Below are 16,606 nucleotides of genomic sequence, written 5' to 3' on the forward strand. Positions count from 1 at the left end.
TATTAAATGCCCGACGTGCCGGACGATCGCAGTAAAAGTAAATGTCTTCAACAGTCATGAAATAAGCGCTTTAGCGATACCGTGCTAAATGCGCTACCTATTGAAACTAGAGAAAAACGGACCCCCAACTCAAGGTTTCTCAACAAAAGTCCATCATTTGGTGCTAACCGTTACCAAATGACACATAGACATAAGAACACCCTAGCCATTTGTCAACAGCTAGAGTGTTTTTAAAATATGTAAGGTGCGTGGTAACGCACCCTACCCATGGGTGACTTAAGGCCTAAAACTACTTCAGGGAAACGTAGCTGGGGTTTTCAGCCATGTGGATGGTGTCCACAAAGCGAGCAGTCTTGGACTGGTTGGAAATTACCAGGGTCTGAGTCCGAGCACCGCCCTTGAAGAAGCGAACGCCATTCATCAATAGACCAGGCGTAATACCACAGCCAGCAAATAGGACAGTCTCACCGCAGGCGAGCTCTTCAGCGCTGTAAATCTTATCGGGATCAGTGATACCCATTTCATTTAGTCGAGCCAGGTTAGCTTCCTTGCTCTCACCGATGAGGCCGGTCTTAACAATGGCAGGATCGTAGATTAGCTGACCCTGGAAGTGACCGCCCAAGCAGCGCATGGCAGCAGCGGAAATGACACCCTCAGGAGCTGCGCCAATACCCATCAGAGCATGGGTGTTAGTACCGGAGAAACCACAGGAGATAGCAGCAGAGACGTCACCGTCGCTAATGAGGCGAACGCGGGCACCCGCATCACGGATTTCCTTAATCAGGTCGTCGTGGCGTGAACGCTTCATCACCACAACGACAAGCTCGTCGATGGCGCGGTCCAGGCACTCAGACAAAATCTTCAGGTTCTCAGTGGCAGACTTGGTGATGTCTACCTTGCCCTTAGCAGCTGGGGGGGCAGCTAGCTTGTTCATGTAGAAGTCAGGTGCTGCAAACAGACCGCCCTTCTCAGAAATAGCCAATACAGCCATGGAACCGGGCTGACCATAGGCACAAAGGTTAGTACCTTCGCAAGGGTCAACGGCAATGTCGATTTCGATTAGCTCGTCAGGGTTGCAAACCTCGTCAGCATTGGGCTGGGTACAAACACCCACTTCCTCGCCGATGTAAAGCATGGGAGCATCATCACGCTCACCTTCACCAATCACGATCTTGCCGCGCATGTGAATCTTGTTCATGCGCTCACGCATGGCTTCTACAGCCACCTCGTCAGCGATATCCTTTTCACCCTTACCCATCCAGCGAGCAGATGCGATCGCAGCCTGCTCGACAACTTCAATAATTTCTAATCCGAGGGTACTTTCCACTGCGTATTTCCTCCAAACTGCCTGCTGTTATTAAGGCGGCACTGCTGATTGTCGGCGCATCTGTGGCGGGCACTGATAGCCCATCCTCCAGAATCGTTCCTAGAACCACCAGTGGCATTAAGACTATATGAGCGCCTTTAATAGCTTCAGAATATCAGACCGAGGGGGCACCTTTCTTACTGTCTAGGCCACTCCAAACGGTTGATTCAAGCTCCCTGCACGCAATGTGTGGCATACAAAAATGGTCTAAGCATCCCCTATTAAAGAGCCTAAAGCCTTAGCTCATCAGAGGTTGGGAATAAGCATTTGTACTTATGCCTTGACCATGATTTTGGCTTCACGTCCGAATTCAGCTGTCAAAAAAATATTCATGTGACGTATTAAGTTGCCTTGATACCAGAAAAACAGCTGACGATGCTAGTCTATTGAAACTAGCGGCGAACGCAGGCAGCACTTATGGAATGGCACGTCACGGATGCAAGGAGCTTACGCATAATCGATCAGGAAATTGGTCAGCATACATTTGCTCCAGCCGAATATGAGATAGTGCGTCGAGTGATTTACGCTACAGCAGACTATGAATATAAGGATTTAATTCAATTTTCTGATCAGGCCCTCCCATCTGGAGCTGCTGCGTTGGCAGCGCGTACTACAGTCGTTGTCGATGGTCCCATGGCTCAGGCTGGCATTACCCCCAGGCTGCAAAGTACCTTTTCCAACCCGGTGTACTCCGCTATGGATGCCATTACGCGACCTCAAAAAGATCAGTCTCGGGCCGCCTGGGGCATTGAAACCCTGGCAAAGCGTTATCCAGAGGCAATTTTTGTGATTGGCCATTCTCAACCAGCCCTGGATAGTCTGGTGCAGCTGATTGAAACCGATGTGATTCGGCCTGCTTTGGTGATCGCCACACCTGCGGGGTTTTTGGAAGCAGAGGTGACTAAATCTCGGTTAAAAGACAGCTTGATGCCAAGCATCTGTATTAGTGGCCGTAAGGGCAGCACCGTCGTCGCTGTGGCCATTGTGAATGGGCTGATTGATTTGGCTTGGAAGGCCTATGGTGGCAAGCAACGGGGATAATTGGTGTTGAGAACGGGCAATGCTGGACGGTGGGCCCTGCCCGCCCTACCTGACCTACTTGACCAAAACCTCCATTCGTTCGGCGATCAAGGCATAAAACGGATCGCTACTGGCCATGCCCATCATTTGCAGAATGGGATTGATGGGGGGACCCTGGTTGGCAATGACTTCAGGTTGACTAAAGCCTTTGACTGACGCGAAGTAGCTTTTGACGAGGGCAATGTGGCGAGCATCGCTGCTGTCGCGCCAGGCTGAGATCGCTTTTTGGTAAAACATCCGATTAGAAAAGCTGACAATGGCGATGCCACCGGGCTTGAGGACGCGATAGATTTCAGCGAAAACAGTTTCAGGCTGTTGCAGATACTGCACGGATACGGTGTTGAGTACGGCGTCAAAGGTGCAATCCTTAAAAGGCAGCGTCTGATTGTCGTTTAAATCCTGGACAAAGTAATGATCGAGTCTGGGATTTTTGGCCAGTTCCTCGGCATTCATACCGTGGCCTTCTACCTGCGCAAATTGCATATCCGATGGCAGATGTGATACCCAACTGCTCATCATGTCTAGAATGCAGCTGTTCGGGGTGAGTCGTTCCTGATATAACTCAGTCAGCTGCTCAATAAACCGTTCGTCCACATGGGTTACAAAACGGGGGTGTTCGTAGAACAAAGTATCGTTAGATTCGTCAAGTTTCTGACGCTGACTAGCGGCAAGCATAAATGTGAAGTCGTATTCGAACAGCAGGCCAAACTACATCCAGTTCTAAACGTTGCTTTGGTGGCAATGATCATAGGGTTCTGGATGTGGTTACATTTATTTTCTAACCTACTTCCGGGTTTCTATGGATTCTTTACCGCTACTGCTGTTGATCTTTGTGCTTGGCCTGGCCACGTTGGTTAAAGCCTCTGATTTTTTTACTGATGCTGCTGAAAAACTAGGTCTTGCCATGGGGTTACCCCCCTTTATTGTGGGCGTAACCATTGTCTCCATGGGGACGTCGCTACCGGAATTATTGTCCTCATTGTTTGGCATCTTTCAAGGGGCAGCGGAAGTCGTGGCGAGTAACGTCATTGGTTCTAACATTGCCAATATTTGCTTGGTGGTTGGTACGGCGGCCATCATGAGTACTAAGATCTTGCGGGTCATGTATAACCTGATCAGCGTCGATCTGCCGTTGTTTGTGGGGTCAGCATTTCTGTTCTCCTTGATGGCCTCATCAGATCAGACGTTTACCCGTGGAGAAGCGCTGATTCTTGTCATTGGCTACATTGTCTATCTGTTTTACATTCTCAAGAGTAGTGATGAAGCCACTGATGATTCTAACCAGGAGGCTGTGGATCCATCTGCCCCGGCCTTTACGACAGCTCAGTTAATGAGGGAGGTGCTGATCCTGGTGCTCAGCGGAATTTTTATATTTCTAGGGGCCAACTATACGATTGACTCGTTGATTCAAATCTCTGATCGTCTCAATATTGGCAGAGATATTATTGCCATTAGTGCTGTTGCCCTGGGAACATCATTGCCTGAGCTGATGGTAACCATTAATGCCGCCCTTAAGGGTAAGGCAGAGTTAGCAGTTGGTAATGTGATTGGGTCCAACATTTTCAACATTTTTGTAGTCGTGGGTATTCCTGGGTTAATTCGGCCACTGCCGGTATCAGATGCGATTCTTACCCATAGTGTGCCAACGTTATTGGCGGCCTCATTGTTGATGTTTTTTATTGTTCAAGACAACAAGATCACCATTTGGGAAGGGTGGTTATTTATCATGTTGTACATCTGGTTTATGGGCACCACATTCCAGGTGATCTAGGCCAGGTGATCTAGGCCAGGTGATCTAGGCCAGGTGATCTAGGCCAGGTGATCTAGGCGGTCTCGATAGAGACTGGCGGTTTGGGAGGCCTGGTCGAAGATCTTGTCTAAGATAAGGTAAGACCGCTTTGATCTATCTAATGCACTATGGCGACTCTGCAAGACCGGCCTCTGCAAGGGGCTACCCCACGACAATCTGCGAGAGCCTCTTGGACATGGGGACTGATTGCGATCGCACTTTTCCTCAGCGTTGATATCCTCACCTATTTTGCGGCAGAAGGTCTGTGGTTTCGCTCAGTTAACTATCTGGATGTTTTTTGGCTGAGGCTACGCACCCAGGTGGTGTTGGGCACAATGACGTTTTTAGGCAGCTTGTTATTTGCCGGTCTAAATCTCTGGCGAGCCCGGCAGCTGAGTTTTGATGACTATTGCATTGTTCCCAGTGCTGAAAATCGACGCAGAGGCATTGGTTTAGGGCGGCTACTGCCCCTGGCCATGGGGTTGGCACTGCTGCTTTCAGTTTCTTTGCTGTATCACGGACAGCTAGCCCTGACCCGCTGGCATTCCATTGCGGCTGACCCCCTGCCCACCTTGCCCCTGTGGCTGAATGTGGATACCGGCTGGCGGATTATACAGCAGCTTATGGCTCAACCCTGGCAGTTGGGGCCGCTGATGGTCATTATGTTGGGGGTGATGATTTATCCAGGGGTGGGCAGTGCGATCGCAACTTTGCTCCTCAGCCTTAGCTTTAGTTTGGTCCTGTCCTCTAAGTGGTCACGGGTACTGCCAGCCCTCAATCCCACCAGCTTTGAACAATCTGATCCCCTGTTCAATAACGACATTAGCTTTTACATTTTTCGCCTGCCTGTGCTAGAGCTGGCAGAATTCTGGCTGTCTGGCCTGTTTTTATTTACGTTAGTGGCGGTTGCCCTGATTTACTTGTTAGCAGGTAAACGTCTCAGTCAGGGACGATTTCTAGGTTTCTCTGCCCGACAACAGCGGCACCTGTATATCTTGACAGGTCTACTGCTGTTAACCACCAGCATTAACCATTGGCTGAATCGGTATGAGCTGCTTTACTCTCGCCAGGGGGTGACCTACGGCGCTAGCTACACCGATGTCATGGTGGATTTGCCAGTACAGACAGCCCTGAGCATCATTACCCTGAGTTTGGTGGTCATAGCATTTAGTAGATATCTCTTTGGGTTTGCCAAACATCGATCCAGGTTGAGAGTCCCCTCCTTTGCAATTCTGATTGCGACGTATTTAACGGTTGCTCTACTGGGTGAAACCCTGGCTCCCTGGTTAGTGCAACGCTTGGTGGTGCAGCCCAATGAATTTCAGCGAGAGCGGCCTTATATTGAGCGCTCCATTGCGTTTACCCGTGATGCGTTTAACCTTACCGATATTCAAGAAGAGAGTTTTAATCCTCAAAATAATCTCACAGTCGAAAAGCTAAACAATAACGATCTGACGGTGCGCAATATCCGAGTTTGGGATACGCGCCCCCTACTGGAAAGTAACCGGCAGTTGCAACAGATTCGCTTGTACTATGAATTTTTCGATGCTGATGTAGATCGCTATACCCTGACCAAGAGTGACGGCACCACCGAACGTCGTCAGGTGCTGATCTCTGCCCGTGAACTCAATTATGAGCAATTAGAAGATACGGCTCAAACTTGGGTGAACAGACACCTCAGCTATACCCATGGCTATGGCTTCACCATGAGCCCGGTGAATACGGCAGCCATTGGCGGTCTGCCAGATTACTTTATTAAAGACATTGCCCATGTGCCCAGTAATGAAGATGTTGCCCGCAGCATCCCCATTGGGCAGCCACGAATTTACTTTGGCGAATTAACTAACAACTATGTCATGACTGGTACTCGGGTCCCCGAACTGGACTACCCAGGAGAAAATGACAATGTTTATACCACCTATGCCGGTACCGGTGGCATCTCGCTGGGGGCTTGGTGGCAGCGATTGCTGTATTCCAAGCATCTCAGCGACTGGCAAATGTTGTTTACCAACGATTTTACCGCCGATACAAAACTGTTGTTTCGGCGCAATATTCAAGAGCGTGTCAAAGAAATTGCACCGTTTCTGCAATTTGATGGCGATCCCTACCTGGTGGTGGCCGATGCCAATGCCCAGGCCGCCTCTGATACCTCTAATCCGATCGATCCCGAGGGTAGCTATCTCTATTGGATCATCGATGCCTATACCACGAGCGATCGCTATCCCTATTCAGACCCCGGTGGCCAACCGTTTAACTATATTCGAAACTCTATCAAGGTGGTGGTGGATGCCTTTAATGGCTCAGTCTCGTTTTACGTTGCTGATGCCACTGACCCCATTATTCAAACCTGGGCTGAATTGTTTCCCAAAATGCTTCAGCCTTTAGAATCAATGCCTCCGGCGTTGGTCGCCCACATTCGCTATCCCGAAGACTATTCCCTGGTGCAGTCAAATCAGCTGTTGGTTTATCACATGACCAACCCACGTATTTTTTATAACCGCGAAGATACCTGGCGAGCTCCCAATGAAATCTATGCCAATGAATCCCAGGTGGTAGAACCCTACTATTTGATTATGAAACTGCCCAAGGAAGCGGCAGAGGAATTTGTTCTGCTCCGGCCATTTACCCCATCGCAGCGGAACAACCTGATCGCGTGGCTCGCATCTCGTTCCGACGGCAATCAGTATGGTCGGATGTTGCTCTACCGCTTTCCTAAGCAGGAACTGGTGTACGGCCCTGAGCAAATCGAAGCTCGGATCAATCAAGATCCAGAAATCTCTCAGCGGATCTCCCTATGGAATACCCAAGGCTCACGGGCCAATCAAGGCAATTTGCTGGTCATTCCTATCGAAGAATCATTGCTGTATGTAGAGCCGTTATATCTAGAGGCTGAACAAAACCGGTTACCGATTTTGGCCCGTGTGATTGTGGCGTATCAAAATCGTATTGCCATGGCAGAAACCCTGGAGCAATCTTTGCAGGCAATCTTTAATCCTCAGCGTTCAGGGGGCTCGACGATTTTACGAGACTTGAATGCCGAGCTTTTGAACTAGTACCCCGATGGCAGAAATTTAGCAGCCTATGGCATCCCCCATCCACTCTCCACCCATCCTCCCATCGACCCATCCACATTTGATAATGGACAAACGTACGCCATAGAGTCCCCGTGAGCTATCAAATTTCGACCGCGTCAACAATTCAAGTAACCTTTGATAAAATCAATCCAATCAATAGAGGTTGCCTATCGTTTTTGGAGAAATGTGCCTTAACCATTCAGGCTCCTATAAGGAAAGTGCGATATATACAATTTTGGAGGTTGTCAATCATAGAATGGTAAAGGTGAAAACTATCAATTGTGATTTTGCCGGATGTTGCTCGACCCTCATGTAAGCGTGCTTAAGGCTCCTTTATTTTTGATATGCATTCTCGACAGAGCCTCATCGAAATCTTTTCAACCTTTATTGAATTTCGGTCAGATCGCTTTAATCGTTGGGTAGTAGATCCTAGATTGCGGAGAAATTTTGAGCAGCACCAAGATCAGTTGGCCAATACGGAGCCTTCAGAAGATTTTTGGTCACTTTATTGGCATTCACGTTGGAAAAAGCAGCCAGACGATATTGCGCTTGGGCATCTAGCGGCCTATTTGCAGGAAGCCTGGTACTGGTCTGCTCAGCGGTCAATGCGCATGCTCAGCCGCACCTCGTATCGATTGTCAGACTGTTTTCAGCTGGCCAATATAGATCTAGCGAAAGTTTTAGCAGGGTATGATCCCCGACGCGGTGCCAGCTTAAAGGGGTATGCCAGAATTGTTTATGCTTCTTTGATTAGGGATACGCTACGCCAGCGCCAAGAAGCGGATATTTGTACCGTGTGGACGCTTTTGCGGCGGGTGAGTAAACAGCGCATGGTAGAGGCATTGCGCCATGCTGGATTATCACCTACGGCGATTGCCCAGTATCGGTTGGCCTGGGTTTGCTATAAAACCCTTTATGGTGCTGCCAAAGCCCATAATCGTAAATTGCGAGCACCGGATCGGGAGCAGTGGATTGAGATCGCAAACCTTTACAACGCCGAACGGCTCATGCAGCTATCTGAACCCGGAGCTGTCCTGACACCAGCAGACCTGGAGCAACGGTTGGCCCAATGTGCTGCCTGGGTGCGGGAATACATGTACCCGACTGTCCAATCATTAAATGTCCCCAGCCCTAACCGAGAGGTGGGTGAACTCCAGGATGAGCTTTCTGACTCACTGCAATCATCACTTATTAACGCCATTATTGAGCTAGAAGATGGTCAGCAGCGCCAGATGCAGCAAGCTCACATCAACACAGTCCTGATCGCCGCTATCGGTAAATTGACCCCAGATAACCAGGCGATGCTGCATCTGTACTATGGTGACGGCTTGACCCAAGTACAAATTGCCCAGCAGCTAGATATTAAACAATACACAGTGTCCAGGCGTTTGACCCGTACCCGCGAAAACTTACTGCGGGCCTTGATAGCCTGGGCCAAAACCATGCATATTTCGCCTTCGCCAGACCTAATCACCAACATGAGTGTTGCCCTGGAAGAATGGCTGACGGTTCACCACCGCAATCAGTCTTAGATTACTAGATTAATAACCAACCGTTGCCAGCGATGGAGTTGCGCGCATGAGCCTCACATTTGCCCAGCCTACTGAATGGTGGCTAGAAATCCCACCCAATATCCAAACCCAATGTTGGCAAGCCAGGGAGACCTTAGTCACGCCTGGTCGTCGTGAGGAATTCTATCTAAATCAGCTTTGCCTGCGGGTGTTTTTACCCTGGTTTCAGCAAGAATATGCCCGAGAGACATCCATCTGGCCCAATGTAGATAGCTTGCCGAATATTTGGGAAATGGTGAGCGGTAGCTGTCTGACCATGGGGGCTAAACGGCTGGTGCTACTCCCTTCAGATACCTTGGATACAGGCGGATTAGACATTCCTCAAGAATGGGTAGATATTCCAGATTGGGCCGCCGATTATTATCTAGCAGTCCAAATTGATTTAGAAAACCACTGGCTCAGGGTGTGGGGCTATACAACCCACCAGCACATTAAAAAAGTGGCTGATTACGATGGGTGCGATCGCACCTATTGTGTGTCAAGCCAGGACTTAAAACGCGATCTCAATGCCTTCTGGAATATCTGTCAATTTTGTCCAGATGCTGACACTCGGGCGGTGATACCGCCGTTACAGCCCTTATCTCCCGCTCAGGTAATTCAAGCCATGCAACAGTTAAGCCAACCCAATGCAGTATTTCCTAGACTCATGCTCCCGTTTACCCACTGGGCGTCGCTAATCCAGGGTGAAGACTGGCGTCAGCAGCTATATCAGCGACGCATGGAAAACCAGCAAGCAAAGTTGGTTAAGGCCACTACAAACCTGAGCCAGTGGTTGCATAACCTATTTGGTGAAGACTGGCAACCCCTTGACTCATTTTGGGGCTTGCAGCATCCTGCCTTTGCATACAACATGCGACGGGCCAGAGAGTCTAAAGGATTTTGTGCACCAAGAATTAAATTCGTTACATTAAATGCTGAAGTAGAACCCCAGACGGTAGCATTACTGATGGTGTTAAATTCAGAGTCCGATGGGCGTATGGGTGTGCGGGTACAGGTACATCCAGCCGTTGAGAATAATCATGTGCCGACTGATCTCATTCTCTCTATTTATTCCAAAGATGATGAGATATTGCAGTCTGTTCAAGCCCGTACTCAAGAAGACTACATGCAGCTACCTTATTTCAGGTGTCAGCCGGGTACTCAGTTCCGTCTTCAAATTGACCTTAGCGATGACACCTTTAGCGAAACCTTTTCGGCTTAATAGATTCTCTGAGATGCTTCTATGAATCCACTGGTTGTCTTAAATTTAGGTCCAGGGAATTGTCAAACAGGCTTTAACAGCGTTAATGCCCAGCTCTTATTTCCAGATAGTGAGCTGCCTGTACAATACCGTGGTCGTGGTAGTCTGCCTGCGGCTAAAAATCTCCCTGAGCTTTACGAGCAATGGCGTCGTCTGTACGAAGCCTTGAATAACCGCTTTCGCTCGCGGCTATCGGCAAAAGATCTGATTGAATTTGAACCAGAACCCATTACTAATGTTTCCAGGGTCGACTTGCTAGAGTTGAGTGAGCGTTTAGAGGGGGAAATCAATCAGTGGCTAAATTCTCCTGGCTTTCGTAAGATCGATCAGCAATTACGGGTGAAACTTGATCCTAAAGAGAATGTTAGGGTCATTATCGAAACGGACGATCCTCTACTTCAGAAATTACCCTGGCATCTCTGGCGATTTTTTAAGGATTACACCAAAGCAGAGGTGGCTCTGAGTTCTCCAGAGTATGAGGTTGCCAGCCAGACCACCACGGCCATCAGTCGTCGGATGAGAGTTTTGGTGGTTTTAGGGCATAGTGAGGGGATCGACACTCAAGTCGATCGCCTGATGCTTGAAGATGTTGATGCTGACACTATTTTTTTGTCGAACCCTAACCGAGCTGAATTAGACCGACAGTTATGGGATGACAAGGGCTGGGATATTTTCTTTTTTGCTGGCCACAGCACGAGCCATGCCGTTGATGAGAAGGGCAAATTTAAGGAGCAGCTGTTTCTAAATTCGGATGAAAAGCTCTCTATTGATGAATTGCGGAATGCTCTGAGTGCATCTATTAGCCGTGGTCTCAAACTAGCTATTTTCAACTCCTGTGATGGTTTAGGTTTAGCGCGGGCGTTAGCTGATCTAAATATTCCTCAGCTGATTGTGATGCGAGAGCCGGTGGTTGATCCGGTGGCCCATGCGTTTTTAGAGAACTTTTTACAGACCTTTTCCCATGGAGAGGCGTTCTACACTGCCGCTAGATATGCCCGAGAGAAACTACAGGGGTTAGAGGGAAAATATCCCGGTGCCAGCTGGTTACCTGTGATTTTTCAGAACCCAACGGAAGCGCCGATTGTTTGGACTAAAGGAGCAGCGCTACCTCAATCACAGTCGTTATTGCCCGAACAACGAGAACCAAAGCCCCAGCCAGTTAAACCTAAGACATTATTGGATATTAACTGGCGTCATCTGTTGGTCACCAGCTTAGCTGTTACCCTACCGCTTGTCGGTGTCAGGGCCTTAGGGCTTTTGCAGCCGTTAGAGCTATCTGCCTATGACCATTTAATCCGGTCTCGGCCAGTGAGCTGGGAGCAGCCTGCTGTTGATCAGCGTCTGCTGGTGGTAGAAATTGAGCAAGATGATACCGATAAATATGGCTATCCCATTCGAGATGGCGTGTTAGCTGCGGCATTGGACCAACTACAGCAACGCCAGCCTAGGGCCGTAGGCATTGATATGCATCGCTATCAGGTGAATGAACCTGGTCGAGAGGAGCTGCTTGAGCAGTTTGAAAAATCGCCTGATCTGATCACAGTGTGTTCTTTTGATCAGAATGATCGAGAGATTTTGGGTCATCCTCCTGAATTCTCTCGTTATCAAGCTGAACATCAAGTGGGTTTTAGCGATCTCGAAATTGATGATGACTATCAGCGTAACCGTTCGGTTGTACGTCGTCACTTATTGTCTTACGACCCCCACTTAGGTCCTGTTTCGTCGGCTTGTTCCACACCCTATAGTTTGAGTCTCAATCTGGTCCTACGTTTTTTAAGAAAAGAGGGGGTGCAACCTCTGAATGCGAATACACAGCAGAATTGGCACTTAGGCCCTGTTGTGTTTAATCGGTTGGCTGTACGGACGGGTGGTTATCAGCAGTTGGATGGTCAAAGTAGTCAAATTTTGTTGAACTACCGATTTAGGTCTAAGCCTGCGCACCGCATTAGTTTTACGGACCTGCTGGAAGGGCGATTTAATGATAATTTGATTCGCGATCGCATTGTGCTCATGGGGGTGACCGATCCCATTGCTAATGATATTCGTGAAACACCTTTTGGCACATTGCCAGGGGTCTGGGTTCATGCCCACGGGGTAAGTCAGCTGCTCGCGGCTGTCTTGGATGAGCGCCCCTTAATTTGGGTATTGCCCCAAGTCGGCCAGTGGCAGTGGGGGGACATGCTCTGGATTTGGGGATGGGCCGTTGTGGGCGGTGTGTTGGTGTGGTGTATTCGCCGCCCAGTGATGGTGTTACTGGTTGTGGGCGGGGCCAGTGTGGGCCTGCGTCAGGTTTGTCTCTTGCTTTTAGTGCAGGGGGGATGGGTACCCCTGGTACCCGCATTATTTGCATTAGGTGGAACTGCTGGAGTTTTGTTAGCGTATAAGCATGGTTATCTGCGCGTTATTACGAGTGCAGTGTCAAAGTTAACAATACGGGTTGGGTCCTGATAAAGAGTGCTGCGTCAGCCTTAGCGAAGCAATGCCTTTTAGGCTATTGCCTCCAGGGCGATGGGGTGAAGTGTGGCTCTTCATCCCTTTAGATTCTTTACCAGCTTTGCCTGAAATTTTCAGCTTGACAGACCATTAAACTACGGACTACTAAATCACTGTCGAATCGTTGGACCTGAAAACGTTCTAGATATAGAGGAGTTGAGAAATGCGATCGCAAAACCGTTTAGCCCTCGTCAGTTTTGCATGGGTAGCACTTTTGAGCCCCCTGGGTTTCATGCCCATTGCTTCAGCTATTCCCAATCCGATTGACAATGGTCGTGGCCGGAAAGCGGAGCTACCCGATGCCCCATCAACACCACCACCATCGGGTAATCGCCAACCCGGCGGTAGCCTCAGCGGTGGTCCGGCGGTGTGTCCTCAAAAAAACCAGAAATTAACGGCGATTACCCCGGCCAATGTCCATGGCAAAACCCTGGCGGGATATCCCACAACCTTTTGGTTTTACATGCCCTATACCGTGGATGAGGTGGAGAGTGGAGAGTTTTCCATCTTGACTGAGTCTGAAGATGATCGGGTGTATGAAACCTCATTTGAACTGCCTACCCAGCCAGGGTTTGTCAGTATCACGTTGCCAGCTGATATCGCCAATAGCCTGGAAGAAGGTCAGTATTATCACTGGTATTTGAATGTATCCTGTATTGCCAGTGATGAGGCTGTGAGCGACCTGAATATTGATGGTTGGGTACAGCCGGTGGCGTCGGCATCACCCGTGCAGGGCAATGCCCTATCGTCTGATATCTGGTACGACAGGGTTGACCAGGTTGCATCACAGCTGCAAACAGCGTCTCCCAATGATGGGGATATTAGACGTACCTGGGCTGACTTGCTAGAGTCCGTTGACTTGGGCGAGTTTACTCAATACCCTGTGGTCGGTCCAGTAACGTTGACAGATGGTTAGTTGACAGATGGTTAATTGAAAGGGGATTGAATAAATTGCTTTGAAACTGCCTAACCCTTGTGGGGGTGTTGCCTTGTGCACACCTTGCTCTAGGCAGTTGTGGGATCCTTTGATTTTGTTAACGCCAATTGCCCACCAACACATAGGTGGCCCAAAGGTGGGGGGCGCGATAACCCCGTTCAATCAGGGCCAGCTGAGCGTTTTGTAACGCTTTTGCTCTGCTAGTGCCTGGCTGTTTTAGTTCCTCATAGAACCGGATCATCAATTCTGTATTGGGGATGTCCTGTGCTTCCCATAGGGTGGAAACGGTGCTGCGTGCCCCCGCCTGTACGGCAATGCCAGCCAGGCCCAGGATGGCTCGATTATCACCGGTGGCGGTGGAGCAGGCGCTCAATACCAGCAGCTCGATGGGGGTTTCGCCTTGCACACTGGCCGATTGGATCAGATCCCCAAGTTCTTGGCCACGGATTAGTTTTTGGTGGGCCACGATAAAGGTTTCTTCTGGATCGGAGCTAAAGACACCATGGGTTTTGATGTGAATGCCTGAGAAACTGCCCGTACTCAGCTGTTGCTGTAGTGCTTCTCGCTGAAAGTTTTCATTGGTTAGGGGTGGCTGCGGGCCAAACAGCTCACTGATTTTGTCTAGCTCAGCATCGAGCTTTTCAATGGCAGGAAACTGTCGATTTTCGATTTCCTGGGGGGTGCCCACACCTCCTGTAAATACCCTGAGTTCTTTGGTCAGGGGTCTGGGGGTGAACAGTTCCAGCTCAGGGGCGATTGCGATCGCATACTTCTGCACCAGATATTGCTCCCCATCATTTAAAACCGCCATGGGAATATTCCGCAAAGCACCATCCAACACAAAGACCAGGGTTTTTATGTCAGAGTCCTGTAGCGCTGCCTCAATCGTTTCTGAAAACAGCCATTTATAGATCTCTTTAGCAGCCTTTTTCACTTCAGGTGTGCGGTTGGGTGCATTACTGAGATCCCGCCGCAGCTGTTCTAACTTGGTTTCAGCCGTTTCCTGGGGGATCTCAAAATCAGCAAAAATCTTTTGCCCCTGCAGCTGTAGAATCACCGCGATCCGATCTGGCAAAATAATCGGATACAGAATCGCAGCATCGGTATCCGTCTCAAACTGGCTGATGGTGGTGGTGCTGGCTAAGTCACAGCGCAGAAAGTTTTCCAGCTCACTCAGCTGTAGGCTATCAATCTGTTGGATGGCCAGGTTCAACGTTTGATCGCTGAAGCTGGCCTGACCATCATGGCTCAGCAATAACTCCACAAACTCACGATAAACAGGCTCAACATTATCCCGAAACGAAAATTGCACCTCGGCATCGATAAAGAGCAGATTTTTACGAACCTGTTCTAAGGTTTTGACAGCGGCATCATAGGCCTTAACAGCTTCATCCTGTTTGCCTTGTTTCCTTAACAAACGCCCCTGTTGCCATTCCCAACGATAGCGGCCATCTAGAAATTGCGTCTCATTGGTGAGCCACAGGGCTTTTTGGGTCAGCGCTTGAGCCTGAGGCCATTGCTGGAGCATTTCGTACAGCTCACCCCGCTGGCCAATGCCATAGGATTCTGCAATGGTGTCATCCAGGGCCTGGGCCTGTTGGATGGCAGTGACCAAAATTGCGTCAATGTCTTGCCAGCTGGGAGTGCCTGCTTGACTGACCTGGCGATTCTTGGGCTGTGCCTCGCTGACCTGCATCAGGGTAGCTAAACTCTTGGCAAAATTGAGTTGGGCATAAATAGCCGTGCGGCTGGGCGGTAGCTGGGGAATGGTGGATAGCAGATCTGGCCATAGGGCTTGGGCGGCGGACCATTCTTCAAGGTCTATTAAAAAACTGAGCCGGTTAAGATTGGCCTGTACCTGATTGAGGGATGCGGTTCCAATGTTGGCAACTTCTTCATAGGCGGCAAGCGCCGCCGTTTGATGTACCAACGCCTCATCTTTTTTGCCAATGGCGCTGGCACTATCACTGAGGGCGCGTTCAGTATTGCCCAGATCCAGTAACACTGAGGACGTTAGCTTGGACCGGTTAGCTGTCTTGGCGATGGCCAGGCTCTGTTGCAGGTTTTCCTGGGATGCCGTTAGTTCGCCAAACTGTCGTTGGGCATTGCCTAAATGCCAGAATCCTTTGGCCGTTAATATGGGGTCCAGCGCTCCATTTTGCAAAATTTGAGAGATTTCCTCATTCAAAATGGTTTTAGATTGTACGTGCAGGCCTAAGGTTTGCAATGCTTTTGCCTGGTTGATCAGACTTAGTAAAACACCTCTCTTATGGTCTGCTTGCCGATAAGCCGTTGTTGCCTCACGCCAGCTCAGTAGGGCGGCTTCCATATTGCCCTGGCCCCAATACAGGCGGCCCTGGGTGTTTAGGGCTTTGGCCAGGGTTTCTGAATAGGCGGCTGAGTCGCTTGGGGTTTCTAGTAGGCTGAGACTTTGGGCAATTGTTTCGGTGGCTTGGGGCCATTGCCCCAGGTGTTGGTGGGCCAGGGAGAGATTGCTAAGCAGTAGGGCCTGGGTGAGACTATCGGATGGGGGTTGGTCGTTTTGTAAAGCTTGAGTCCAGCTGGTGATGGCGGCGGCGAATTGTTCTGATTCATATTGCCGGATGCCTGTTTGTAGGAGGGAGCTGGCTGAGGAGGTTTGGATTGTTTGTTGCTTTGTGTTGTCCTTGAGGAGGCTACCGTGTATACACAGCTCGGCAGGGAGTTCAACATTCTGCATGACCCCCCTTAATCCCCCCTTGGTAAGGGGGGAAACTCCGGTCCTCCCCCTTACCAAGGGGGAGTTAGAGGGGGTTAGACAACCGCAAACGCTAGTATCCAATCCTTGTGTATGCACCGTAGTCTTACTAGGGGGGAAAACTCCGGTCCTCCCCCTTACCAAGGGGGAGTTAGAGGGGGTAGTGCAACCGCAAACGCTAGTATCCAATCCTTGTGTATGCACCGTAGCCTTACTAGGGGGGAAAATTCCGGTCCTCCCCCTTACCAAGGGGGAGTTAGAGGGGGTAGTGCAACCGCAAACGCTAGTATCCAATCCTTGTGTATGCACCGTAGCCTTA

The 16,606-nt window shown here is 49.6% G+C and carries 10 protein-coding genes; 7 read left to right on the forward strand and 3 right to left on the reverse strand.

Annotated elements, in window-relative coordinates; genetic code table 11:
- Window positions 1–289: 289 nt before the first annotated feature.
- A complete protein-coding gene (glpX, locus tag U2F10_RS19300) occupies window positions 290–1,327 on the reverse strand; it encodes a class II fructose-bisphosphatase (protein WP_163671062.1) in 1,038 nt (345 codons plus the stop codon).
- Window positions 1,328–1,783: 456 nt separating this feature from the next.
- Between glpX and U2F10_RS19305 the strand changes: the two genes are divergently transcribed.
- Window positions 1,784–2,407 carry a precorrin-8X methylmutase gene (locus U2F10_RS19305; protein WP_163671063.1) on the forward strand — a complete coding sequence of 208 codons (624 nt, stop codon included), beginning with the start codon at window positions 1,784–1,786 and terminating at the stop codon, window positions 2,405–2,407.
- Between the two features lie 54 nt (window positions 2,408–2,461).
- On the opposite strand, the gene U2F10_RS19310 is transcribed toward U2F10_RS19305, so the two are convergent.
- Window positions 2,462–3,121 carry a class I SAM-dependent methyltransferase gene (locus tag U2F10_RS19310; RefSeq protein ID WP_163671064.1) on the reverse strand — a complete coding sequence of 220 codons (660 nt, stop codon included), beginning with the start codon at window positions 3,119–3,121 and terminating at the stop codon, window positions 2,462–2,464.
- Window positions 3,122–3,245: 124 nt separating this feature from the next.
- Here U2F10_RS19310 and U2F10_RS19315 point away from each other — a divergent pair, with 124 nt between their 5' ends.
- The 6 genes from U2F10_RS19315 (at window position 3,246) to U2F10_RS19340 (ending at window position 13,529) form a co-directional block, all read left to right on the forward strand.
- Window positions 3,246–4,217 carry a calcium/sodium antiporter gene (locus U2F10_RS19315; protein ID WP_163671065.1) on the forward strand — a complete coding sequence of 324 codons (972 nt, stop codon included), beginning with the start codon at window positions 3,246–3,248 and terminating at the stop codon, window positions 4,215–4,217.
- A gap of 146 nt (window positions 4,218–4,363) precedes the next feature.
- Window positions 4,364–7,288, forward strand: a complete 2,925-nt coding sequence (locus U2F10_RS19320) for a UPF0182 family protein (RefSeq protein ID WP_499873067.1) — start codon at window positions 4,364–4,366, stop codon at window positions 7,286–7,288.
- Between the two features lie 365 nt (window positions 7,289–7,653).
- Complete coding sequence (locus U2F10_RS19325; protein WP_499873068.1) at window positions 7,654–8,841, forward strand: sigma-70 family RNA polymerase sigma factor; 1,188 nt, start codon at window positions 7,654–7,656, stop codon at window positions 8,839–8,841.
- Window positions 8,842–8,887: 46 nt separating this feature from the next.
- Window positions 8,888–10,081 carry a DUF1822 family protein gene (locus U2F10_RS19330; RefSeq protein WP_499873069.1) on the forward strand — a complete coding sequence of 398 codons (1,194 nt, stop codon included), beginning with the start codon at window positions 8,888–8,890 and terminating at the stop codon, window positions 10,079–10,081.
- A 21-nt stretch (window positions 10,082–10,102) separates the two neighbouring features.
- The gene (locus U2F10_RS19335; RefSeq protein WP_499873070.1) at window positions 10,103–12,568 is read left to right on the forward strand and encodes a CHASE2 domain-containing protein; all 2,466 of its coding nucleotides are present in this window, start codon (window positions 10,103–10,105) and stop codon (window positions 12,566–12,568) included.
- Between the two features lie 208 nt (window positions 12,569–12,776).
- Complete coding sequence (locus U2F10_RS19340; RefSeq protein ID WP_499873071.1) at window positions 12,777–13,529, forward strand: DUF928 domain-containing protein; 753 nt, start codon at window positions 12,777–12,779, stop codon at window positions 13,527–13,529.
- Window positions 13,530–13,647: 118 nt separating this feature from the next.
- Here the strand turns inward: U2F10_RS19340 and U2F10_RS19345 are convergent, their stop codons facing one another.
- Window positions 13,648–16,269: a CHAT domain-containing protein gene (locus U2F10_RS19345; protein WP_499873072.1), complete on the reverse strand. Its 2,622-nt coding sequence runs from the start codon at window positions 16,267–16,269 to the stop codon at window positions 13,648–13,650.
- Window positions 16,270–16,606 lie beyond the last annotated feature (337 nt).

The organism is Leptothoe sp. EHU-05/26/07-4 (assembly GCF_043421015.1).
In the GTDB taxonomy this organism is placed as follows: Bacteria; Cyanobacteriota; Cyanobacteriia; order Phormidesmidales; family Phormidesmidaceae; genus Leptothoe; species Leptothoe turfae.

Coding starts and splice junctions, on each gene's coding strand:
- U2F10_RS19330 (WP_499873069.1), top strand. CDS start 8,888: ATGAGCCTCACATTTGCCCAGCCTACTGAATGGTGGCTAGAAATCCCA.
- U2F10_RS19305 (WP_163671063.1), top strand. CDS start 1,784: ATGGAATGGCACGTCACGGATGCAAGGAGCTTACGCATAATCGATCAG.
- U2F10_RS19345 (WP_499873072.1), bottom strand. CDS start 16,269: ATGCAGAATGTTGAACTCCCTGCCGAGCTGTGTATACACGGTAGCCTC.
- U2F10_RS19320 (WP_499873067.1), top strand. CDS start 4,364: ATGGCGACTCTGCAAGACCGGCCTCTGCAAGGGGCTACCCCACGACAA.
- U2F10_RS19310 (WP_163671064.1), bottom strand. CDS start 3,121: ATGCTTGCCGCTAGTCAGCGTCAGAAACTTGACGAATCTAACGATACT.
- U2F10_RS19340 (WP_499873071.1), top strand. CDS start 12,777: ATGCGATCGCAAAACCGTTTAGCCCTCGTCAGTTTTGCATGGGTAGCA.
- U2F10_RS19325 (WP_499873068.1), top strand. CDS start 7,654: ATGCATTCTCGACAGAGCCTCATCGAAATCTTTTCAACCTTTATTGAA.
- U2F10_RS19315 (WP_163671065.1), top strand. CDS start 3,246: ATGGATTCTTTACCGCTACTGCTGTTGATCTTTGTGCTTGGCCTGGCC.
- U2F10_RS19335 (WP_499873070.1), top strand. CDS start 10,103: ATGAATCCACTGGTTGTCTTAAATTTAGGTCCAGGGAATTGTCAAACA.